Here is a 24167-nt window from a genome sequence, read left to right on the forward strand (position 1 = left end):
TTAAAAAAGACATGAGCAATCAGACATTCATAAACGATAATTTTTTATTGGAAAATAAATTTGCTGAAGAGTTATATCATAACTACTCAAAAAATCAGCCTATAATTGATTACCATAATCATTTAAATCCTCAGTTTATTGCCGAAGATAAAATTTTTGACAATATAACTCAGGTTTGGATCAACGGTGATCATTACAAATGGCGTGCAATGCGTACATTAGGAATCAATGAGCAGTTTGTGACTGGAAATGGTTCAGATAAAGATAAATTCTTAAACTGGGCGAAAACAGTTCCGTATACGATGCGTAATCCTTTGTATCACTGGACGCATTTAGAATTAGCTCGTTATTTTGATATCTACGATTTACTGAATGAAAAATCGGCAGAGAAAATTTATATCGAAACGACTGAGAAAATTAACTCTCAGGCTTACAGCACACAAAATCTGCTTAAAAAAGTAAACGCTGAATTAGTTTGTACAACAGAAGATCCAATTGATTCTTTAGAATTTCATCAGAAATTGGCAAAAAATCCATTTGGAACAAAAATGAGTACAGCTTTCAGACCAGATAAAGCTATCTTAATTTCTAATGATGGTTATAATGCATATCTAGACACATTAGGGGATGTGTCTGGAGTTGCAATTAATACTTATGTTGATTTACAAACGGCGTTAAGAAATAGAATTGAGTTCTTTAATGCAAACGGATGTAAATTGAGTGATCACGGTTTAGATCAAATTTATTTTGAAGAATTTACAGAATCTGAAATCAGTTCAATTTTCAAAAAGAAAAGAGAAAACAGAATTATAACTCCAGAAGAAGCTTTAAAATTCCAAAGTGCTGTTTTAGTATTCTTATCTGAAACGTATCACGAATTTGGATGGGTACAGCAGTTTCACTTAGGGGCATTGCGTAACAATAATGCTCGTATGCACAGAATTTTAGGTCCTGATACTGGTTGGGATTCTATTGGTGATTACCCGCAAGCACAAAAGTTATCAAGCTTTTTAAATGCTTTAGACAGTAAAGATAAATTGACAAAAACAATTATCTACAACTTAAATCCTGCTGATAATGAAGTTATGGCAACAATGATTGGAAATTTCAACGATGGAAGCGTTCGAGGAAAAGTACAATTTGGTTCTGGATGGTGGTTTTTAGATCAAAAAGACGGAATGACAAAGCAGTTAAACGCGCTTTCAAATATGGGATTAATCAGCTGTTTTGTTGGAATGCTTACAGATTCAAGAAGTTTCTTATCATTCCCAAGACACGAGTACTTCAGACGTATTTTATGTAATCTTTTGGGAGACGAAATCAAACGTGGAGAACTTCCAAATGATATGGAATGGATTGGAAAATTGGTTTCTGATATTTCATATAACAATGCAAAAGAATATTTTAAATTTTAATTAAAATTTTAACCGCAATCCCGATAGCTATAGGGAGTGGCAAAAAAAAAAATAAATAATGAGTAGAGTAGTTGCATTTGGAGAAATCATGCTGCGTTTATCAACAGAAAGACATTTACGTTTTTCGCAATCTACAGCATTTGGTGCTACTTATGGTGGTGGAGAATTTAACGTATGTGTTTCTTTAGCAAATTACGGAGTAAATGCTGAATTTGTTACAAGATTACCTGAAAATGAAATTGGTTTTTCTGCATTAAAAGAAATCAGAAAAATGAATGTGGAGTCTAAAAACATTCTTTACGGAGGAGAACGTTTAGGGATTTATTTTCTTGAAACAGGTGCAGGAACACGAGGAAGCAACGTAGTTTACGATCGTGCGCACAGTGCAATGTCGACTATTGAAAAAGGACAAATTGACTGGGAAAAAGTTCTTGAAGGTGCTGAATGGTTTCACTGGAGCGGTATTACGCCAGCAATTTCACAAAGCGCTGCAGAAGCTTGTTTAGAAGCGATTAAAACGGCTCACAAACTTGGAATTAAAATTTCATGTGATTTAAATTACAGATCAAAACTTTGGCAATACGGTAAAACACCAAGTGAAGTTATGCCAGAAATGCTGAAATATAGTAATGTTATTTTAGGTGATATCGATACAGCATATTTTATGTTAGGAATTCCGAAAGTGAATCCGAATTATCAGGATGAAAAAACGCTTCCGGTTTTGTATACAAAGTTGTTTGAATTAATTCCAAATTTAAAAGTGGCGGCGACAACATTACGTTATTCTGTAAGTGCATCTCACCAAAGAATTGGCGGGATTTTGTTTGACGGAAAAGCGGTTTATCAAGCGGCTGTTAAAGAAGTTACGCCGGTTGTGGATAGAGTAGGAAGCGGTGATGCGTTTATGGGAGGATTGATTTACGGATTGTTAGAATATCAAAATAATAACCAGAGAGCATTAGATTTTGCAGTTGCAGCTTGTTGTTTAAAGCATACAATTGCAGGAGATTATAATTTGGTTACTTTAAAAGAAGTTGAAAATATGATTGATGGTGATGGTTCTGCATTAGTGTCAAGGTAATTAAGAGAAATATGGCAAAATTTTCAAGAATAGAGGTTGCTCAGACGATGAAAGATAACGGAATGGTTCCTTTGTTTTTTCATTCTGACATTGAATTAAGTAAAAAAGTTTTAAAAGCATGTTATGATGGTGGTTCTAGATTAATGGAATTTACCAGCAGAGGTGACTTTGCTCATGAAGTTTTTGGAGCTTTAAATAAATATGCTTTGGCTGAACTTCCAGGAATGATTTTAGGAGTTGGCTCTATTACAGATGCTGCGGCAGCTTCGTTGTATATGAGTTTAGGAGCAAATTTTATTGTTACACCAGTTTTTAGAGAAGATATAGCAATTGCCTGTAATCGTCGTAAAGTATTATGGTCTCCTGGCTGTGGTACACTAACGGAAATTGCAAGAGCAGAAGAATTAGGCTGTGAAATTGTAAAATTGTTTCCTGCAGATACTTATGGTCCAGAGTTTATTAAAGCAATAAAAGGACCATGTCCGTGGACAAATATTATGCCTACAGGCGGGGTTTATCCAACGGTTGAGAGTTTGAGTTCATGGCTTAATGCAGGGGCAATTTGCGTAGGATTAGGATCGCAGCTGATCTCAAAAGATATATTAGAAAATAAAGATTTTGACGGTTTAACTGCAAAGGTTAGTCAGGTTCTTGATATTATAAAAAATATAAAAAAATAAATAAGGAGTAATCATGCCAATCCTTATTTAGATGCGTTTTTTTTAGATTTTAGAGATTGTAATTGAACATTACGCTTGCAAAATAATTTCTGTCACTCCTCACAGCGGGTTTTATTTTACATTCAAGTGTAATGTTTCATTTACAATTTAAAAGGCAGAAATAAAGAAATAGGGTTTATAAATGGTTATTTATAACGCATTAAAGAAAATTTAAAATGAAAAAATTAAATAGAATAAATACAGGATTAGAAAAGTTACAGCCAATTAAGGTAGTTCAGTTTGGAGAAGGTAACTTTTTAAGAGCCTTTGTTGATTATGCTTTTTACAAACTAAATAAAGAAGTTGATTTTAATGCTGGTATTGCAATAGTTCAACCTTTGAAGGACGGTATGGTAAATATGATTAATGATCAGGACGGTCTTTATACCTTGTTTATGAACGGAATTAAAAAAGGTGAAAAGATACAAGACATTGAGTTAATTACTAATATCGTAAAAACTGTAAACCCATATACTGAATTTACAAATTATTTGGCTTTAGCTAAAGAAGAAGAACTTCAGTTTATTGTTTCTAATACTACTGAAGCTGGAATTGAATTTATTGAAAGTGATACTCCAGATATGCAGCCACCAGTGTCATTTCCTGCAAAATTGACTGTTTTATTATATGAAAGATTTAAGCATTTTAATGGAGATGCTTCTAAAGGAGTTACAATAATTCCTTGTGAATTAATTGATTATAACTCTGAGACGCTTAAAAAATATATTTTACAATATGTTGATTTATGGAAATTAGAAGATACATTTAAAACTTGGGTATCAGATGCTTGTACCTATCATAGTACTTTGGTTGACAGAATTGTTCCTGGATATCCAAGAGCTGAAATTGAAGAATACAATAATAAATTAGATTATGAGGATAATTTAATTGTTGCGGCTGAACCTTTTTTCCTTTGGGCTATTGAAGGAGGAGATGATCTAAAAGCAAAATTGCCTTTTCATAAAACAGATTTGAACGTAAAAATCGTTGATGATATACGTCCTTTTAAAATGATTAAAGTTCGTATTTTAAACGGTGCGCATACGGCAATGGTTCCTTTTTCACTTTTGCATGGTAATAAATTAGTAATGGAAACTGTTAACGGAGATTTTACTGGAAAATTTGTAAATAGCGTTATTAGTGAAATTAGTGAAACTCTTGATATGGACAAAAATGAAATTACGGCCTATTCTGAGGAAGTAATGGACCGATTTAAAAATCCATTTATCAAACATGCACTTGCTGATATTGCATTAAATTCTGTATCGAAATTTAAAGTAAGAGTTTTGCCTAGTTTATTAGGATATTATAAGGCTAACCAAAAATTGCCTGTTAATTTGACTTTTTCATTAGCGAGTTTAATTCGTTTCTACAAAGGAACTTGGAATGATCAAAGTTTACCGGTTAAAGATGGTGAAGATATTACAGCTTTCTTCAACGGACTTTGGAAATCGGATGATTACGAAAAAATCGCTCGTTTAACATTACAAAATAAAAGTTTCTGGGATGAGGATTTAACTGAAATCTCTGGTTTGACAAAAGCAATTACAATTGCATTAGAAGAAATTGATGCAAATGGTATTGAAGCTGGCTTTGCTAAGTTTCAAGAAAGAATAAAATAAAAAAAAGATAAAAAAATAAAGAACAAGGGTTAATTATGGCAACGCAAAAAAAACTTATAAAAGTTCACCCAACCGACAATGTAGCGGTTGCTTTGGTGAATCTTACAGCGGGCGAAGTAATTGATTTCGAAGGAGAATCAATTACTATTGAGTCTGATGTAAAAATGAAACATAAGATTGCAATGGTTCCTTTTAATGTGGGAGACAGAATCATTATGTATGGTGTTTTGGTAGGAAAAGCAAGTGCAAGAATTGAAAAAGGAGGATTGCTTTCTACTGTAAATGTGAAACACGAAAGTGATAAAGTTACTGGTAAAACAGAAACTATTGGCTGGACAGCTCCAAATATTGATAAATGGAAAGATAGAACTTGGCAGGGCTATCATAGAGAAGATGGGCAGGTTGGAACTGAAAACGTATGGTTGTTTTTTCCATTAGTATTTTGTGAAAACAGAAACATCGAAATCTTAAAAGATATTTTTGAGAAAGAATTGATGAAACCAAAAGAGAACGATTACCAGTTATTACTGCGTTCTTTGGTAAAATCAGAAACAGGCGGAGCAGGAAATGAAGCAGCTTCAAATGATGCTAACTTGTTCAATAATATCGAAGTTAAGTTTATTACGCACCAAGGCGGCTGCGGCGGAATTCGTCAGGATTCTCATAGTTTAGCTAAATTATTAGCAGGTTATGTAAACAATCCTAATGTTGCTGGTGCTACTGTTTTGAGTTTAGGATGTCAGAATCTGCAAATTCAAATTTTTAAAGACGCTTTAGATGCAATAAATCCAAATAGTAAAAAACCAGTTTTGATTTACGATCAGCAATCTATTGGAACTATTGAAACCATGTTGAGCAGCGTTGTAAAAGATACTTTTGAAGCGATTAAAAAAGCAAATGAAATAAAGAGAGAACCAGCTCCATTATCTAAACTAAGAATTGGTTTAGAGTGCGGTGGATCTGACGGATTTTCTGGTATTTCAGCAAACCCAACATTGGGAGTGTTATCGGATCATTTAGTTGCTTTGGGAGGAACTACAATTCTTTCGGAATTTCCTGAATTATGTGGAGTAGAACAAGAATTAGTAAATCGTTGTGTAGATGATAAGGATGGAAAACGCTTCTTAGACTTAATGCAATGGTACGAAAAAACGGTTGTAGATGCAGGTTCAGGATTCGATATGAATCCGTCTCCAGGTAACATTAAAGACGGTTTGATTACAGATGCTATGAAATCGGCTGGTGCTGCTAAAAAAGGAGGAACATCGCCAATTACAGGTGTTTTCGATTATGGAGAATATATTAACGAACCAGGCTTTACATTGCTTTGCACGCCAGGAAATGATGTTGAATGTACTACTGCAATGGTAGGATCTGGTGCTAATATGGTATTGTTTACAACAGGTTTAGGAACACCTACAGGTAATCCAATTGCTCCAGTTGTAAAGATTTCATCAAACACGCAATTAGCAACTAAAATGTCTGATATTATTGATATTGATACCGGTGGAATTATTACTGGTGAAAAATCAATTGACGAAATGGCTGATGAAATGTTAGAATTCATTATTGATATTGCAAGTGGTACAATTAAAACCAAAGCAGCGATTTTAAATCAAAACGATTTTATTCCTTGGAAAAGAGGAGTTTCTTTATAAGAAAAGATTTAAACATATATAAAGACGCACAGCAGTGCGTCTTTTTTTTTTTTTTTTTCATATAAGTTATATAAGTTCATTCTAGATTGTGCTTACAATAAAAAAGCAGCTCTGTAAGAGCTGCTTTTTTTGTTATATTTTAAAGTAAACTTAAATTTACTTATATGACTTATATGGTTTGAGAAAAAAAACTAAAAGGTAGTTCTGGATGATGATTTACGGATGTGTAATTCTGGTGCAAGAACAACCTTTTTTTCTATTTTTATAGTATCTGTTTTGTCTACTTGTTCTAAGAAAACGCGAGCAGACATTTTTCCCATTTCCAGTGGTGATTGATCAACAGAAGTAATAGACAATTCCATGAATTTGGTAAAAGGTTCATTACTGAATCCTGCGACACAAAATTCTTTTGGAATGCTGATGTTTCTCTCTTTTAGTTCTTGTATTGCGCCTAAAGCGGCGAAATCACTTGAAGAGAATATAGCATCAGGAGGTGTTTCTAATTGTAATAATTTGTCAACAGCTTCTTTTCCGGCATCAACACTACTTTTTACAGGAATTACATATTCTTCTCTAAATATCATTCCGTTATCAAGTAAAGCTTGCTTATAGCCTAAAAATCTATTTTTAAATATATCTAAAGATTGATCACCAGATAAGTGAGCAATACATCTGCAGCCTTCATTAATTAAGTGTTTTGTGGTCAAATAACCGCCTCTAAAATCATTAATAGTTACAGAGCTTACTCCATCAATATGTTTGCTTCTATCAAAAAAGATTAACGGAACATTTTTTCTAAGTACGTTATGAAAAGCATTGTCATTTTCGGAAGTAACATCAGTAACAGACATGATAATGCCGTCAACCTGTGCATCTATTAAAGTATATAGATTTTCATTTTCTCTTTTTTTGCTTTCATGAGTCTGGCATATAATTACCTGATAACCGTGCGGATGCAGTTCTTCTTCAATACCTCTAATAACAGAGGCGAAAAAATTGCTGTCAATTCTCGGTACAATTACTCCAATATTATTGCTTCTGCCGCTTTTTAATGCTAATGCAAGCTTGTTTTGCTTGTAATTCATTGAAGCAGCTGTTTTAATAACCAATTCCCGAGTGCTTTCTTTTATTTTAGGATTATTGTTAAGTGCTCTGGAAACAGTAGCTGCAGTGATATTTAATTTTTCGGCAATATCATAAATGGTTACTTTTTCGCTCATTAAAAAGAGATTTTACAAATTAATTTATAGACAAAAATACATTTTTTTTATATAATGTGATATTTAATGTTATCGATTACCATAATTCATTACTTAAACGATTTCTGTTTTACAATGATAATAAATTATAATATTTTTTGCATTAAATGTAATAATAATTATTAATAAAAATTAAATGTATAAATTATTTCTAAATAAATTTGGTTGGGTGGAACATATTTTTTAATTTCGTGTAATCGATTACATAATTGTTGATGTTTTCGCCTGTTAAACTATAATTTCCATTTACATGATTGCAAATAAGAGTATAACGTATAAAGTGGTTGTTTTTTACAGCTTAATGATCATGATGATTATATCATGTTCAAAGAAAGTTACTGCTGTAACAGAGGCGGATCCTTGGAAAAGAATGGAATCGATAGTAAAAAGTATTCCAGAAACTCATTTTTCAGACAAAACATATAATATAAACGATTTTGGAGCAGTAGCTGATGGAAAAACTTCAAACACTTTAGTTTTTGAAAAAGCAATTAAAGCTTGTGCATCAAATGGAGGAGGAAAAGTTTTGGTTCCGAATGGGAAATACCTTACAGGTCCAATTCATTTAGAAAGTAATGTAAATCTGCATTTAGAAGATAATGCTGAGATCCTTTTTAGTTTGAATCCAAAAGAATATCCAATTGTTCATACTTCTTGGGAAGGAACAGAAGTAATGAATTACTCACCGCTTATTTACGCTAAGGGTAAAACGAATGTTGCTGTAACTGGAAAAGGAACTTTAAACGGACAGGCAGACAGTACAAATTGGTGGATTTGGTCTGGCGGAAAAAACTACGGATGGAAAAAAGGTATTCCGTCTCAAAACGATCCAAACAACCGTCAAGTTTTGGTTGATATGGCAGAAAAAGGAGTTCCAGTGGCGGAAAGAGTTTTTGGAGAAGGAAGATACTTGAGACCAAATTTTATTGAGTTTTTTGAATGTAACACCGTTTTAGTAAAGGATGTAACCATAATAAATGCTCCTTTTTGGATTTTGCATCCTATCAAAACAAACAATATGATTATTGATGGTGTAACGGTAAACAGTCACGGACCAAATAACGATGGCTGCGATCCTGAGTATTCTCAAAATGTAATAATTAGAAACTGTACCTTCAATACAGGTGATGACTGCATTGCTATTAAAGCAGGTCGTGATGGTGACGGAAGAAGAGTTGGATTACCAAGTAAAAATATCATTGTGCAAAACTGTAAAATGATCGACGGGCACGGAGGCGTTGTTATTGGAAGTGAAATATCGGCCGGAGTGAACAATGTTTTTGTAGAAAACTGCAATATGGACAGTCCAAATTTGGATCGTGCCATTCGAATCAAAACCAATTCAAAAAGAGGCGGTGTAATCGAAGATGTTTATGTTAGAAACCTTGAAGTAGGAACTGTGAAAGAATGTGTATTGAAGTTAAACATGTTTTATAATGTTTATGGATCACAAACAGGAAATTTTATACCAACGATAAGGAACATAAGTCTTGAGAATGTAAATGTAAAAAATGGTGGAAAATACAGCGTTTGGGCAGAAGGTTACAAAGAGTCTCCAGTAGAAAATGTAACACTTAAGAACGTAAAAATTCAAAAAGTAGATTCGATCTATAAATTAAAAAATGTTAAGAATATAAAATTTATTAATACCTATATCAATGAAAAAAAAGTAAATAATTAAAGACGAGTAACTATCAATTAACCAAAAAACCACTAAACAAAATTATGAACATTAAACAATCATTAAAGAAAAAAATAAAATACAATATTGTATTTTTATTTTTCCTAAATTTCCTGTTGAGCTTTTCAGCAAAAGCACAATCTACCACAATAGAAGGGAAAATTACAGATGCGTCGGGATTGTCACTGCCGGGGGTAAACATTAACGAGAAAGGAACCAAAAATGGAACTTCGACAGATTTTGAAGGAAGTTTCAAGATAAATGTAACAAGTAATAAAGCAGTTTTAATAATAAGCTATCTGGGTTTTCAAACTCAGGAAGTAAGTGTTGCTGGAAAAAGCAAAGTAAATGTTAGTCTTGTAGAGCAGTCAAATTCATTAAATGAAGTTGTAGTAGTAGGATACGGTTCTGTTAAGAAAACAGATCTTACCGGTTCAGTAAGTACAATTAATGCGGCTACAATTACAGAAAGAAACACGATCAGTCCGCTTGAAGCAATTCAGGGAAGTACTCCCGGAGTTCAAATTTCATCTAGTACAGGTCGTGCAGGTGATGGATTTAAAGTTGTAATTAGAGGAAATAACTCTCTAATCGCAGATTCTAGTAATCCAAGTATGGTTGGTTCTTCTCCACTATATGTAGTTGACGGCGTTCCTATGGATGGAATTGATTTCTTAAATCCACAGGATATTGCGAGAATGGATGTTTTAAAAGATGCATCTTCTGCCGCAATTTATGGTTCTAGAGGATCAAATGGAGTTATTATCGTTACGACAAAAAGTGGTACAAGTGCAAAAGCAGGTATCAGCGTAACATTTGATACTTCATATGGAAATAAAACAGCAGCTAGACTTCCAAAAATGATGACGGGAGAAGAATGGTGGAAATTTCACCAAGTTGCTTACATGAGTGCTACTCCTGCAACTCAGACTCCAGCTCAATTAGCAGCATTAGCAGGAAATCAAAGTCCATTATTAGTTTCTCGTGCCAATAGCGGTTACAATTATGACTGGTATGATGCAGTACTTAAAACTGGAATGACTGAGAATAATTACTTAAATATTTCTGGTCGTTCAGATTCTGGTTTGAGTTATAACTTAGGATTTGGTATTCAAAGTGACAGAGGTCTTATCGATAATGATTCAACAGACAAATACTCTTTTAAATTAGGATTAAATCATAAAATTAATGACAAGTTTTCTACAGGAGTAAATGTTACAATTGCTAGATTAGACAATCAATTAGGAAGTGATTTAGCTATGCAGGATGCTTTTAGACTAAGTCCTTTAATGTCTCCTTGGGCTGTTGATGCAGCTGGAAATGAAAAAGTAGGAACTTTATTTTTCTTACCTGGTAAATTAACTTATCCTGATGGTTCTTGGGCAATTAATAAAACGTCTACAGTAAACCCATTAATGGAAATTGCTAATTCTTCTCAAACAGAGAAAACATGGCAGACAGTTGGTAATGCTTATTTTCAATACCAGCCTCTAAAATGGCTTTCGTTCAAAACTACATTTGCTGCAGGTATTATGGATACGCAAGGCTCAAAGGCTTATACTGCACAAACAAATGCAGGGGTAACATTAAACGGAAAAAACTCTGCAACTCTTGAAAACTCAAATAACTTCAATTATACTTGGGACAATCAAATTGATTTAAAACATACATTTAACGATGTACATGATTTTAGTTTGTTGTTATTACAAAGTTTGTACTCAAATGTTGATGAGTTTTCTTCTTTGTATTCTAACAATCAGCCGTTTGATGTAGGAACAGATAACATGGGTTCTGGAGTACAAACTAGTTATGTAGTAAAATCATCTTATGCAAAGAACACCTTAAATTCTTATGCAGTTCGTTTAAACTATGCTTATAAAGACAAATATTTAATTACAGCTTCTACAAGATGGGATGGTTCTTCTGTTTTATCTGAAGGTAATAAATGGCAAAGTTTCCCTTCTGTAGCATTAGGATGGAAAATCAGCAAAGAATCTTTCTTAGAAAACAGTTCAGTAGTTTCTGATTTAAAATTACGTGCGAGTTTAGGTTATACAGGAAATGATAACGTTGCACCATATACTTCTCAAGCATTACTAAATCAGCAGACATTTTATGCTGCAGGAGCAAATGTTGTTTCTGGATGGCAGTCAGAAAATTTAGCCAACCCAAATTTAACTTGGGAAAAAACAAGAGAATACAATTTAGGAGTTGATTTTGGGTTCTTAAAAAACCGTATTAGCGGTAGTGTTGACGTTTATGACAGATTATCAGATGATTTAATTTACAAGCAGCAATTACCAGCAGAAACAGGTTGGAAAAATACATTTGCAAATGTTGGATCTGTAAGTAACAAAGGTATTGAGGTTTTATTGACAACAAAAAACATTAAATCTAAAAATGTAAATTGGGAAACAACTTTTACATTTACTAAAAACGTAAACAAATTAGAGTCAATTTACAATCAAGACAAAGTAAGTGATATTGGTAATAAATTGATCCTTGGCGCACCTTTGAATCCTAACTACAATTATGTTTATGATGGAGTTTGGCAAGAAAGTGAAGCAGCTAAGGCAGCAACTTACGGAATGGCTCCTGGACAAGCAAGACCAAAAGACTTAAATGGGGATGGTAAATTTAATCAAGATGATAGAACTGTAATTGGTAATCCAAACCCAGAATGGCAGGGAAGTTTTTATTCAAAATTAACTGTTGGACAGTTTGATTTCAATTTCTCAGTTTTAACTAGTCAAGGACAAACTGTTTTGAGTACTTTCCACCAAAATTTTGCTGATGTAAGCGATAGAGGACGTCAGAAAATTGCAATGGATTACTTTATTCCAACTAACGGTACAGGAATCGCAGCTAATGCTAACAATGAAAATCCAAGACCAGGACCAGTTGCAACAGGAGCTGGAGCTTATTGGACTTCTTTATTTGGATATTATAGAGATGCTTCTTACGTAAAAATTAAAAATATATCTTTAGGTTATACACTAGATTCTGAATTGTTGAAAAAATTAAAAATCAGTAATCTAAGAGTTTATGTAAATGTTTTAGACCCATTTGTATTTACAAAATTTGACGGGTACGATCCAGAGTGGGCAGGTTCGCCATTTGGAGTAAATCGTCCAGCATCTGTTACTACACAATTGGGATTAAGTGTTAAATTTTAATAAAGATATCAAATGAAAAAAATAATAATAATGTTAGGAATAATCGCTGTATCTGTAAGTTCATGCAGTGATTATATTGAAGAAGAAAGCCGTTCTTATGTACCGGCAGATGCAACCTATAAAACCGCATCAGGATTTCAATTATTGGTAAACACAAATTACGCTTGGTTAAAAGGCATATATGGCGGAAATCCTTGGCTTTTTGAGGCAGGAACAGATATGTATGCAGAAGGAAGAGGACCAGAACCTGCAGGTTTAAGTCAGTATACACTTTTAATACCTTCATCAGATAATGTGGCAGATTTATACAATCCTTGTTATCAGTTGATTCAGGCGGTAAATAAAACGATTCATTTTTCGACTATAACAGAGCAGACTTCAATTTTAAATGCTCAGGTAGGTGAGGCAAGATTTTTAAGAGCACAAGCTTACTTTTTGTTGGTGCAGACTTACGGAGGTGTTCCAGTTGTAAACGATTATATTTCAACACCAATTTTATCTTTTACCAGAAATTCGGCTGAAGAAGTATATACACAGATTATAGGTGATTTAGATTTCGCATTGGCAAATGTTGGAACAGCAGCTTATAGCTCAGCAGGAAAAGTAAACAAAAGAGCCGTAAATGATTTATTGGCAAAAGTTTACTTAACTAGAGGATACGAAACATTTGGTAAAGCAGATGATTTTACTAAGGCTGCATCTTATGCTGATGCTGCGATTGCAGGACAAACTTTGGCAATTGCTTTTGATCAATTATTTAAACCTGGAAACGATTTAAATGCTGAAACGATTTTTTCTGTACAATATGATAAAGCATCAACAAGTACAGACCCGACAAAATTGGGGAATAATCAGTTTTACTATTTTAGTTCTTACTTAGGTGGAGCAGAAACTGGAGCACCGTTAAGAAGCTACAATTTATGCCCGACAGATTATGCTTTAGGATTATATGAAAAAGGAGATAAAAGATGGGATGCTACTTTCATGACTGAAATTCTTGAAGGTCCAGAAACTACAAATGGAGTTACTAAAACTATTTTGTACTATCCATACTATAGAAGTTCAAATCCAGCATCATTAAAAGTAAGACACTTTTACGAGCCAAAATGGTTTACACCTGCTGACAGAACAGCTTGGGAAACTGCAAATGCTTCAAGAAAAGCGGCTACGTTTGTTTACCATCCTTGGGGAGAATATTCTGCAGCTCATACTTTAATTAAAAATTTAGACTGTTACACTATTCCAGTGAAGAAGTTTGACGATCCAGATCCAACTACACCTTCAAGCACAGGACCAGTAAGTACAAGAGATATTATCGTATCTCGTTTGGGAGAAACTTACTTAATTGCTGCAGAAGCGTATTTAAAAGCAGGACAACCAGGAACAGGTTTAGCTCGTTTAAATGAAGTAAGAAAAAGAGCGGGAGTTGCAAATGCGACAATCGGACAATTTACTATCGATTATATTCTTGATGAAAGAGGTAGAGAATTGCTAGGCGAATATAAAAGATGGTTTGATTTGAAGCGTACTGGAACATTAGTTGACAGAGCTTCAGCATACAATTATAAAATTAAAGCATCCAACTTTGTTGGTGTAGGCGGTAAACTTAAAATCTTAAGACCAATTCCACAATCGGTTTTAGATTTAAACCAAAATAAAGATTTTCCTCAGAATCCTGGTTATTAGTAATTGATTAATATTTTGAGACTATTGTTTTTTTGAAGCAGTTAAAAAGGAGTTTGGCCAAAGTGCCGAACTCCTTTCTTAACTAAAAAGTAAAAGGATTTTAATGCGAAAAATTGTATTGATTTTATTGGGACTTACATGCTTTGCAAATGCACAGCAGACTTATAGTGTCGACACTTCGTACACTGTAAAAAGCACCTATGCTAAATTGATAAAAAAATACCCGTCGATTACGATTCCAGTTATCGCTGAGAATGAAAACGTCGATAAAATTGGCGATGTGGCTTATTTTACATCAAAAGAAAGAACACTGCATTTAGATGCTTTTGTAAATAACAAACAAAAACAAAATCCAGCTGTAATCATGATTCATGGCGGCGGATGGAGATCAGGAAATAAAAGCCAAATGAATCCTTTGGCACAAGAAATAGCTTCAAAAGGCTATTCTTGTTTTACAATAGAATACAGATTATCGCTCGAAGCAAAATATCCATACGGCGTGTATGATGTAAAAAATGCAATTAGATTTATAAAAGATAATGCAAAGAAATTCAATGTAGATCCAAACAAAATTGCGGTTTTAGGCTGTTCTTCGGGAGGGCAAATGGCAGCTTTGATTGGTACAACAAATGGAATTTCGGCTTTTGATGATCCTTCAAATAAAAGTAAATCATCTTCAAAAGTAAATGCAATCATCAATGTAGACGGCATTTTGGCATTTAGGCATCCAGAATCTTCGGAAGGAGAGATGGCATCGTTTTGGCTTGGAGGTTCTTATGAAGAAAAAACAGAGAACTGGAAAAACGCATCGGCTTTAAGCCATACCAATAAAAATACACCTCCAATATTGTTTATAAACAGCAGTATCGACAGGTTTCATGCCGGAAGAGATGATATGATAAAAACTCTAAATCGATATAAGATTTACAGTGAGGTTCAGACAATCGAAAATTCGCCTCATTCCTTCTGGTTTTTTCAGCCTTGGTTTAATCCAACCGTTGATTTTACAACTAATTTTTTAAAAAAGACATTCAAATAATTGCAATAAAATGAAAACAAAAATCACAGTCGCAGCCTTATTTTTAATTGGTTTGACATCAGTAAATGCTCAAAAGTATGATATTAAAACCGCTAAAACATATGCCGAAATTTCTGCTAAAACAGATGGACATTGGGAGGGAAGAAAATACAAAGGCGGAACCGTTTTTAAAAATGTAGACAGACTAAAATTAGCTCCAGAGCATACAGATCATTCTTTTGATATTCGTTACGAAGGTCCGGGATGGGAAAGTAACCGAATTGGATACCGTTTGTATCTAGACTGGAGAAATGCGATTGATATTTTTGGAAAGAAAACTTCTAAAATGATTCTGCCAATAGTAGGTCAGGATAATTTTGATTCGTATCACGAAATGAGCGATTGGGGAGCGGATATTCTAAAAGCAGGAAAAGGAATTGGGATTGGATCAATTGATCGTTATTTAAACAACGAAAAATTGCATTTCCGCGAAGTAGATTCTACAATTGCAACTGTTGTAAATAAAAACAACGAATCGGGCGTAAAAGTGAATTATTATGGATGGAAAACAGCTTCAGATAAAATTGATTTTACTTCAACGTTAACAATAAAACCAGATCAGCTTTATACAAAGCATACCATTCAAGCTTCAAAAGAAATTAAAGGAATTTGTACTGGAATTGTAAAACAGAAAAATACAGAACTTCTTAAAAAAGAAAGTAAAAACAAAAAATGGGCATATTTGGCAACGTACGGCGTACAGTCTCTAGTTCCAGATAAATTAGGAATGGCTATTTTTTATGAGGTAAACACAATCGAAAATATTGCTGATACTGATTTAGATTACTTATTAGTTTTCAAACCAACAACAAAAGCGACTTCATTTTACCTTTTAGGGGCTTGGGAACAAGAACAAAACGGGATAAAATCGAAAGAAGATTTCGTGAAATATTTAGACGCTCAATTAGAAATTCTGAACAAAAAAGGAAAAATGTAATTTTTTTGTCACAGATTATAAGGATTAAAATGATTCGAAAAAATCTGTTGGATCTGCTACCCGAGCGATAGCGAACAGGCGAAGCAAATCTGCGTGAAAATATTTAAACATATAAACATAGAATTATTGTATTTTCAAAGGAGTATAAAAGAAACAAGTCTAATGTTTGTTAATACAAGTGAAACGGCTTTTATTAAGTTTTCATCCAGATAGCTTTCGGGAATGTTTCTATGTGTTTAAAACAAGCAAAGAATAATCCAAATATTCCATTATCCCGATAGCTATCGGGAGTGGCAAAACAAAATATAAGAATGAATTATAAAAAAACAGTCTTTGCGTTTTTCTTGTTGTACAGCATTTTTACAACTGCTCAGAACAATGAAAATCAGAATAAAACTGCAGTTTCAGCCAATTCAAAATGGTCAGAGAAAACAGCAGTGACAATTCTGAATAAATACCCGAAAGCCTGGCAGATCGACGGAACAGAGAAACCAAAATGGGATTATAAAATGAGCTTGACTTTGTCTGCTTTTGAGAAATTGTATTTGAAAACAAAAGACAAAAAATATCTCAGTTATATCAAAGAATATGAAGATGAACTGATTGACAGCAATGGAAACATCGCTAAATATGATATTAAAGAATACAATATCGATTATGTAAATCCGGGAAAACTACTGTTTAATTTATATGAAGAAACAAAAGACAATCGCTATTTAACGGTTATCAAACAATTAAGAACGCAGCTTGAAAGTCAGCCAAGAACACCAAGCGGAGGATTTTGGCACAAACAAATTTATCCAAATCAAATGTGGATTGACGGTTTGTATATGGCAGAACCTTTTTATGCCCAATATACGGTTAAGTACGAAAAAGGTAAAGGTTTAGACGATATAGCTAAACAGTTTGAATTGGTTCACAATCATTTATTAGACAAAAAAACAGGATTGCCATATCAGGCTTGGGATGAAAGTAAAGAAATTGGCTGGGCAAATAAAGAAACAGGAACTTCGCCAACAATATGGAGCAGAGGAATTGGCTGGTATATGATGGCGTTAGTAGAAACATTGGATTATTTCCCTAAAAGCAATCCAAAGCAAAAAGAACTAGTTACATATTTAAATGAAATTGCCAAGAATGCAGTCAAAGCGCAAAGCCCGTCAGGATTATGGTATCAAGTTGCCGATAAACCAGAATTGACAGGTAATTATTTAGAATCATCAGGTTCAGCAATGATTATTTATGCTTTGGCAAAAGGAGCTGATAAGGGATATTTAAATGCATCGTACAAAAAAACAGCGCAAAAATCTTTTGATGCATATGTAAACGAATTTGTCAAAACAAACGAGAATAATGAGATTACGATTTCAAATGTTTCATCCAATGTAGGATTGGGCGGAAAACCTTTCCGAGATGGTTCAAATGAATATTATGCAAAAAGCAAAACAAAAGATAACAGTTCGCCTGCATTAGCCGCATTTTTGCTGAGTGCAGTGGAATTAAATAAATAACAAACGATTTATTATGATAAAGAAAAGCCATTTTAGTTTTGCCCGAATTGTACTGATAAGTGCGATTGTATTTTCATTTAATGCAATTTCGGCGCAGTCTTCCAATACTATTTCAAAAGATCTAAAATGGTCAGAGCGAATGGCGCTTTCTATTATCAAACGTGCTCCAAAAGCTTGGCAGGTCGATAATAACGAAAAACCAAAATGGGATTATAAATTGGGTTTATTGATGACTTCTTTTGAAAAATTACATCAAAAAACAAATAATCCTGTTTACGGCGATTACATCAAAGCTTACGGAGAAACAGTAGTTAATCCTTCGGGAGAAATTATGAACTACAAACTCGAAGATTATAATATCGATTATGTAAATCCGGGTAAGTTTTTGTTTGAACTTTACAAAAGAACAAATGATAATCGTTATTTAACGGCAATGCAGACTTTAAGAAAGCAATTAGAAACACATCCAAGAACAAACTCAGGAGGATTTTGGCACAAAAAAATATATCCGTATCAAATGTGGCTCGACGGTTTGTATATGGGAACACCATTTTATGCAAGATATACGGTTGAATTTGATAAGGGAAAAGATTTAGATGATGTTGCCAAACAATTCGAACAAATTCATCTGCACACGCTGGACAAAAAAACAAGATTGCTTTTTCATGCGTGGGACGAAAGTAAACAAATGCCTTGGGCAAATAAAGAAACAGGAACTTCACCCAATTTCTGGTCACGTTCTATTGGCTGGTACATGATGGCATTGGTTGATGTTTTGGATTACATGCCAAAAGAACATCCAAAAAGAAAAGAATTGATTCAGTATTTAAACGATATTTCAAAAGCAGTGGCAAAATATCAAGACAAATCTGGATTATGGTATCAGGTTACCGATGCAGGAAATAAAGAAGGTAATTATCTTGAAGCCTCCGGATCTGAAATGTTTGTTTACGCTTTTGCGAAAGGAGCAAAAAAAGGATATTTACCAGAATCGTATAAAAAACTCGCTTTAAAAGGTTTTGATGCCATTACTAAAAAATTGGTTACCGTTGATGCAGATGGTGAAATTCATATTACACAAGTTTGTGCCAGTGCAGGATTAGGAGGAAATCCGTACCGCGATGGTTCTTTTGAATATTATATAAAAGAGAAAATAAAAATAGATAACTCACACGGATTAGGTCCATTTATTTTGGCCGCATTAGAAGTAGAACAATAGTAGAATTTTTAAATATATTTTGAAATGAAAAATAGTAGGAAACACAGTTTTATGTCGGTTTTATTAGTTTGCGTAATGGCTTTAACGGGCTGTAAAGTAACTTCACAGGAAACTGCAAAAAAGGAAATCGTTATTTCGAAAGACATGAAATGGTCAGATAAAATGGCTTTAACCTTGATGAAACGTCATCCAGAAAGTTACATGATCGACGATTCTAAAAAACCAAAATGGGATTATGTTCATGCCTTAGTATTACACTCTATCGAAGAATTGTACAAAAAAAATCCAGATCCACGTTACAAAGCCTATATAAGAGGTTATGTAGACGAATTGGTGCAGGAAGACGGTACGATTAAAACCTACGAACTAGATAAATACAATATCGATTTGGTGGTTCCGGGGCGCTTACTTTTTGCTATTTATGCCGAAACAAAACAGGATAAATATTTAAAAGCAATGCAATTGGTTCGCAAACAATTAACAGAGCAGCCTCGTACAGCGAGCGGCGGATTCTGGCACAAACAAATTTATCCAAACCAAATGTGGTTAGACGGTTTGTATATGGGAGAACCATTTTACGCAGAATACACGTCGACTTTTGAGAATGGAAAAAGTTTTGATGACATCGCAAAACAATTTGAGTTGATTCAATTACACGCCACAGATCCTAAAACAGGATTATTGTACCACGGTTGGGATGAAAGTAAAGCAATGCCTTGGGCAAATAAAGTTACAGGAAACTCACCAAATTTCTGGTCAAGAGCTTTAGGCTGGTATGCAATGGCACTTGTTGACGTTTTAGATTATATGCCAAAAGAACATCCAAAGAGAGCAGAATTAATTAAGTATCTAAACAATGTATCTGCAGCTTTGGTTAAATATCAAGATAAATCTGGATTGTGGTATCAAGTTACAGATAAAGCAGGAGGAAAAGGAAACTATTTAGAAGCTTCAGGATCATCAATGTTTGCTTATGCTTTTGCAAAAGGAGCAAACAAAGGATATCTTCCTGCAAAGTATAAAAAATTAGCCAACAAAGCTTTTGACGGATTAACAACAGTTTTAATCAAAAAAGTAGATGAAGACGGTGGTATTACATTAACAAATTGCTGCCAAGTTGCAGGTTTAGGAGGAACTCCATACCGTGATGGTTCTTATGAATATTATGTAAACGAAAGAAAAAAAGACAACGATCCTAAAGCAACTGGTCCTTTTATTTTGGCTGCTTTAGAATTAAATAGATAGTTATAATTGTTAATTATTAATTATTAATGATTGGTTAGTATAATTATTAGGAAAGCACAAAGTATTGTCATTTCGACCAGAGGGAGAAATCGCACTCGTAATTCGACAAAGATTGAAGACATTCTGTACGGAATTTCTAGTGCGATTTCTCTCCCGAAGCCTCGGGATCGAAATGACAAAAAAACAAAACAAAACAAAAATGAAAAGTATAAAAATCGCTGTTCTTCTCCTTTCCGTATTTTCATTTCAGAAAAATACAGCACAAGTATGGACACCAGATAATGGAGACGGAACGTATACAAATCCAATTATTCATGCCGATTATTCAGATCCTGATGCAGTAAGGGTTGGAGATGATTTTTATATGACAGCATCGTCTTTTAATTGTATTCCGGGATTGCCAATTTTACATTCGAAAGATTTGGTAAACTGGAAAATTATAAGCTACGCGCTGCCAAAACAGCCGCCCTTTGAAACGTATGATAAAGTGCAGCACGGAAACGGTGTTTGGGCGCCTAGTATTACTTTTCACAACAACGAATTTTACATTTATTATCCAGATCCCGATTTTGGGATTTATATGATAAAAGCTAAAAAGGCTGAAGGACCTTGGTCAGAACCGCTTTTAGTAAAAGCAGGAAAAGGACTTATTGATCCGAGTCCGCTTTGGGATGATGATGGAAAAGTTTATTTAGTGCACGCATTTGCAGGAAGCCGAGCGCAGATTAAAAGTTTAATTGTGGTGTGCAGCATGAATGCCGAAGGAACAATTGCTAATAATGATGAAGTAATGGTGATTGACGGACATGACAGTGAAGGTACCATTGAAGGTCCTAAATTCTACAAAAGAAACAATTACTATTACATTTTTGCACCAGCTGGAGGAGTACCAACAGGCTGGCAGACTATTTTAAGATCTAAAAATGTTTTTGGACCTTATGAAAAGAAGAAAGTTTTAGAACAAGGATCAACCAAAATAAACGGTCCGCATCAAGGAGCGTGGGTACAGACACAGACAGGCGAAGACTGGTTTATTCATTTTCAGGATAAAGGTGCTTACGGAAGAATTGTGCATTTGCAGCCTATGAAATGGGAAAAAGATTGGCCGGTTATGGGACAGGATTTTGATAAAAATGGAATAGGAGAACCGGTTACAACTTATAAAAAGCCAAATGTTGGCAAAAAATATCCAATAGAAACCCCTGCAACATCAGATGAGTTTAACGAACCAAAATTAGGATTGCAATGGCAGTGGCACGCAAATTCTCAGATCAACTGGGGGTTGCCTACAAGTCTTGGTTATTTGAATTTGTTTTGCATGACCACAATTAAAGACAGTAAAAGAATTTTTGATGCACCAAATTTATTGCTTCAAAAATTTCCTGCTGAAGAATTTTCGGCAACAGCCAAATTAACTTTCAATGCAAGATTAAACGGAGAATCGACGGGATTGATTATTATGGGATTGGATTATAGTTATTTGTGCTTTAAAAACGATAACGGAAAATTATATCTAAACCAAAAAACAGGAACTTTTAATAAAACCGTTTCAGAAACAGAAACAAAACCTATTTTAATTTCAAGCAATACAATTTATTTGAGAGTAAAAGTAAAAAAAGGTGGAATTTGCAGTTTCTTTTATAGCTTAGATGATAAAAACTATCAGCCGATAGGAAGTGATTTTACTTCAATCGAAGGAAAATGGATTGGTGCAAAAATGGGGCTTTTTGCTTTAAGCGAAAAAGTAACAAACGATTCAGGAAATGTGGCAGTTGATTGGTTTAGAGTAACGAAATAAAATTTAGAATGAATCAGTTAAAAAAAATCCTATTGCTTTTTAGTATTGTTTTGAGTTTTAGTATTCAGGCACAAAACACCTATAAAAATTGGCAGGATATAATTCGTAAAAACGATGCTTCATGGTTTGGTACCGAAGAAGCTAAAAAGATTGCCGAAAATGTACTGCTTTACCAAAGAGATATTGGGGGCTGGCCAAAGAATATTCAAATGCAGAATGAGCTGACTCCTTCGCAGAAAAAGGATTTACTCGATATTAAAAAGACCACAAAAGAAACCACAACAGACAATGGAGCAACTACTCAGGAAATGCTTTATATGTCTAAAATGTATGCTCAGGTAAAAGACGAGCGTTACAAAGAATCATTTTTAAAAGGGTTAAATTATTTACTGGAAGCACAATATGCAAATGGCGGCTGGCCTCAATTTTATCCTTTAAAAAAAGGATATTACACCCATATTACGTACAATGACGATTCGATGGTTCGTATTTTAGAGGTGATGAAAGAAGTAAGCGAGGAAACAGATTTCTACAGCATCAAACCTTCAAAAGAAAGTATTGCCAAAGCAAAAACAGCTTTTGATAAAGGAATAGACTGCATCATCAAAACACAGTATAAACAAAACGGAGTTTTAACAGCTTGGTGTGCACAGCATGACGAAGTTACACTGCTTCCTGCAAAAGCGAGAGCGTATGAACTGCCTTCGCTAAGCGGAAAAGAATCAGCTAAAATTGTACTGCTTTTAATGGCAATTAAAAAACCTTCACCAGAGGTTATGACCGCTGTAAAAAGTGCCTATGCATGGTTTGAAAAAACAAAAATTACCAATCTAGAAGAAAAGCGTGTTTTAAATGATGCAGGAAAAGTTATTGATAAAAAGATGATTCCAACTCAAAATGCCGCGCCAATCTGGGCAAGATTTATGGAATTGGATAACAACGAACCTTTCTTTTGTGATCGTGACGGAATCAAAAAGAAATCACTAGATGAAATTGGTGCAGAACGCAGAAACGGTTACGCTTGGTATACAGATGAACCAAAAGAAGTATTGAAAAAATATACAGCTTGGGGAATTAAAAATGGTACGAAAGTTTCAGAAACAGGAGCAGAGAAAAAGAAAGTTGTTTTTTTTACCGTAGCACAGGACGGTACTGGAGATTTTACCAAAATACAAGATGCCATATATGCGAGCCCCTCTTTTCCTTATGAAAAAGTAACCATACTCATTAAAAATGGAACATACAACGAAAAGCTTAGAGTGCCTGAATGGAACAACAATTTGATTTTATTTGGCGAAAGTAAAGAAAAAACGATCATTACTTTTGATGATAATTTTTCGAAAATCAACTTAGGACGAAACAGCACCTTTTATACTTCAACACTTTTAGTAGAAGCAGATGATTTTACAGCATTTAACCTAACCATTAAAAATGCTTCGGGCGATAAAGGTCAAGCAATTGCATTATCAGTTACCGGGAATCGTGCTAGAATTACCAGCTGTATTATTTCAGGAAATCAAGACACCCTATATTTATCAGGAAAAAATGCCAAGCAGTATTTTAGAAACTGTTATATCGAAGGAACAACCGATTTTATTTTTGGCGGAGCTACAGCTTTATTCGAAAACTGCGTCATTCACAGCATTAAAAGTTCGTACGTAACAGCTGCTTCAACTCCCGAAGGAGTTGCTTATGGTTTTGTTTTTAAAAATTGCAAACTAACCGCAGAACCTGAAGCAAACGCTGTTTATCTGGGAAGACCCTGGCGTATTTATGCCAAAACCGTTTTTATCGACTGCGAATTAGGCAAACATATAAAACCCGAAGGCTGGGAAAATTGGTCAAAACCCGATGCAGAGAAAAATACCTTTTATGCCGAATACAATAACAGCGGCGAAGGATTTCAACCAAAGAAAAGAGTCACATGGTCACATCAGCTTACAAAAACTGAAGCAGAGCAATATTCGATAGAAAATATTCTAAAAGATATAGTGCCTAATTGGTATTTTTAGTAAAGGTTCAGAGGTACAAAGGAACAAAGTTGCAAAGATCCGTAGGAACGAAAATACGAAGTATTCGAAT

16 protein-coding genes are annotated in these 24167 nt (G+C 34.1%); 15 read left to right on the plus strand and 1 reads right to left on the minus strand.

Annotated features, from left to right (window positions below; translation table 11 throughout):
* Positions 1-11 precede the first annotated feature (11 nt).
* The 5 genes from uxaC (at position 12) to ACHRV0_RS21005 (ending at position 6495) form a co-directional block, all read left to right on the plus strand.
* On the plus strand, positions 12-1415 hold the full coding sequence (uxaC, locus tag ACHRV0_RS20985; RefSeq protein ID WP_395442381.1) for a glucuronate isomerase: 1404 nt from the start codon (positions 12-14) through the stop codon (positions 1413-1415).
* A 58-nt stretch (positions 1416-1473) separates the two neighbouring features.
* Positions 1474-2496, plus strand: a complete 1023-nt coding sequence (locus ACHRV0_RS20990) for a sugar kinase (RefSeq protein WP_129024950.1) — start codon at positions 1474-1476, stop codon at positions 2494-2496.
* Between the two features lie 11 nt (positions 2497-2507).
* Positions 2508-3176, plus strand: a complete 669-nt coding sequence (locus ACHRV0_RS20995; RefSeq protein WP_089058568.1) for a bifunctional 4-hydroxy-2-oxoglutarate aldolase/2-dehydro-3-deoxy-phosphogluconate aldolase — start codon at positions 2508-2510, stop codon at positions 3174-3176.
* A gap of 215 nt (positions 3177-3391) precedes the next feature.
* Positions 3392-4837: a tagaturonate reductase gene (locus ACHRV0_RS21000; protein WP_395442382.1), complete on the plus strand. Its 1446-nt coding sequence runs from the start codon at positions 3392-3394 to the stop codon at positions 4835-4837.
* Between the two features lie 35 nt (positions 4838-4872).
* Complete coding sequence (locus ACHRV0_RS21005) at positions 4873-6495, plus strand: UxaA family hydrolase (protein WP_129024952.1); 1623 nt, start codon at positions 4873-4875, stop codon at positions 6493-6495.
* A 191-nt stretch (positions 6496-6686) separates the two neighbouring features.
* Here ACHRV0_RS21005 and ACHRV0_RS21010 read toward each other — a convergent pair whose 3' ends face one another.
* Positions 6687-7715 (minus strand): LacI family DNA-binding transcriptional regulator, encoded by a 1029-nt coding sequence (locus tag ACHRV0_RS21010; RefSeq protein WP_129024953.1) that lies wholly within the window; start codon positions 7713-7715, stop codon positions 6687-6689.
* 289 nt (positions 7716-8004) lie between these two features.
* Here ACHRV0_RS21010 and ACHRV0_RS21015 point away from each other — a divergent pair, with 289 nt between their 5' ends.
* The 10 genes from ACHRV0_RS21015 (at position 8005) to pelA (ending at position 24097) form a co-directional block, all read left to right on the plus strand.
* On the plus strand, positions 8005-9435 hold the full coding sequence (locus tag ACHRV0_RS21015) for a glycoside hydrolase family 28 protein (protein ID WP_395442383.1): 1431 nt from the start codon (positions 8005-8007) through the stop codon (positions 9433-9435).
* Between the two features lie 44 nt (positions 9436-9479).
* Entirely contained in the window at positions 9480-12611 is a 3132-nt protein-coding gene (locus ACHRV0_RS21020; protein WP_129024955.1) for a TonB-dependent receptor, read from the plus strand.
* A 12-nt stretch (positions 12612-12623) separates the two neighbouring features.
* Positions 12624-14297 (plus strand): RagB/SusD family nutrient uptake outer membrane protein, encoded by a 1674-nt coding sequence (locus tag ACHRV0_RS21025; protein ID WP_395442384.1) that lies wholly within the window; start codon positions 12624-12626, stop codon positions 14295-14297.
* Between the two features lie 103 nt (positions 14298-14400).
* A complete protein-coding gene (locus ACHRV0_RS21030) occupies positions 14401-15336 on the plus strand; it encodes an alpha/beta hydrolase fold domain-containing protein (RefSeq protein ID WP_395442385.1) in 936 nt (311 codons plus the stop codon).
* A 10-nt stretch (positions 15337-15346) separates the two neighbouring features.
* A complete protein-coding gene (locus ACHRV0_RS21035; protein WP_089054083.1) occupies positions 15347-16312 on the plus strand; it encodes a DUF4861 family protein in 966 nt (321 codons plus the stop codon).
* A gap of 311 nt (positions 16313-16623) precedes the next feature.
* Positions 16624-17823, plus strand: a complete 1200-nt coding sequence (locus ACHRV0_RS21040; protein WP_395442386.1) for a glycoside hydrolase family 105 protein — start codon at positions 16624-16626, stop codon at positions 17821-17823.
* Between the two features lie 13 nt (positions 17824-17836).
* Positions 17837-19042 (plus strand): glycoside hydrolase family 105 protein, encoded by a 1206-nt coding sequence (locus ACHRV0_RS21045; protein WP_395442388.1) that lies wholly within the window; start codon positions 17837-17839, stop codon positions 19040-19042.
* 24 nt (positions 19043-19066) lie between these two features.
* Positions 19067-20287 (plus strand): glycoside hydrolase family 105 protein, encoded by a 1221-nt coding sequence (locus tag ACHRV0_RS21050; RefSeq protein ID WP_395442390.1) that lies wholly within the window; start codon positions 19067-19069, stop codon positions 20285-20287.
* Between the two features lie 199 nt (positions 20288-20486).
* Positions 20487-22085 (plus strand): glycoside hydrolase 43 family protein, encoded by a 1599-nt coding sequence (locus tag ACHRV0_RS21055; protein WP_395442391.1) that lies wholly within the window; start codon positions 20487-20489, stop codon positions 22083-22085.
* Between the two features lie 8 nt (positions 22086-22093).
* Positions 22094-24097: a pectate lyase gene (gene pelA / locus ACHRV0_RS21060; protein ID WP_395442392.1), complete on the plus strand. Its 2004-nt coding sequence runs from the start codon at positions 22094-22096 to the stop codon at positions 24095-24097.
* Positions 24098-24167: the final 70 nt, after the last annotated feature.

It is taken from the genome of Flavobacterium sp. FlaQc-30, from assembly GCF_044005885.1.
In the GTDB taxonomy this organism is placed as follows: Bacteria; Bacteroidota; Bacteroidia; order Flavobacteriales; family Flavobacteriaceae; genus Flavobacterium.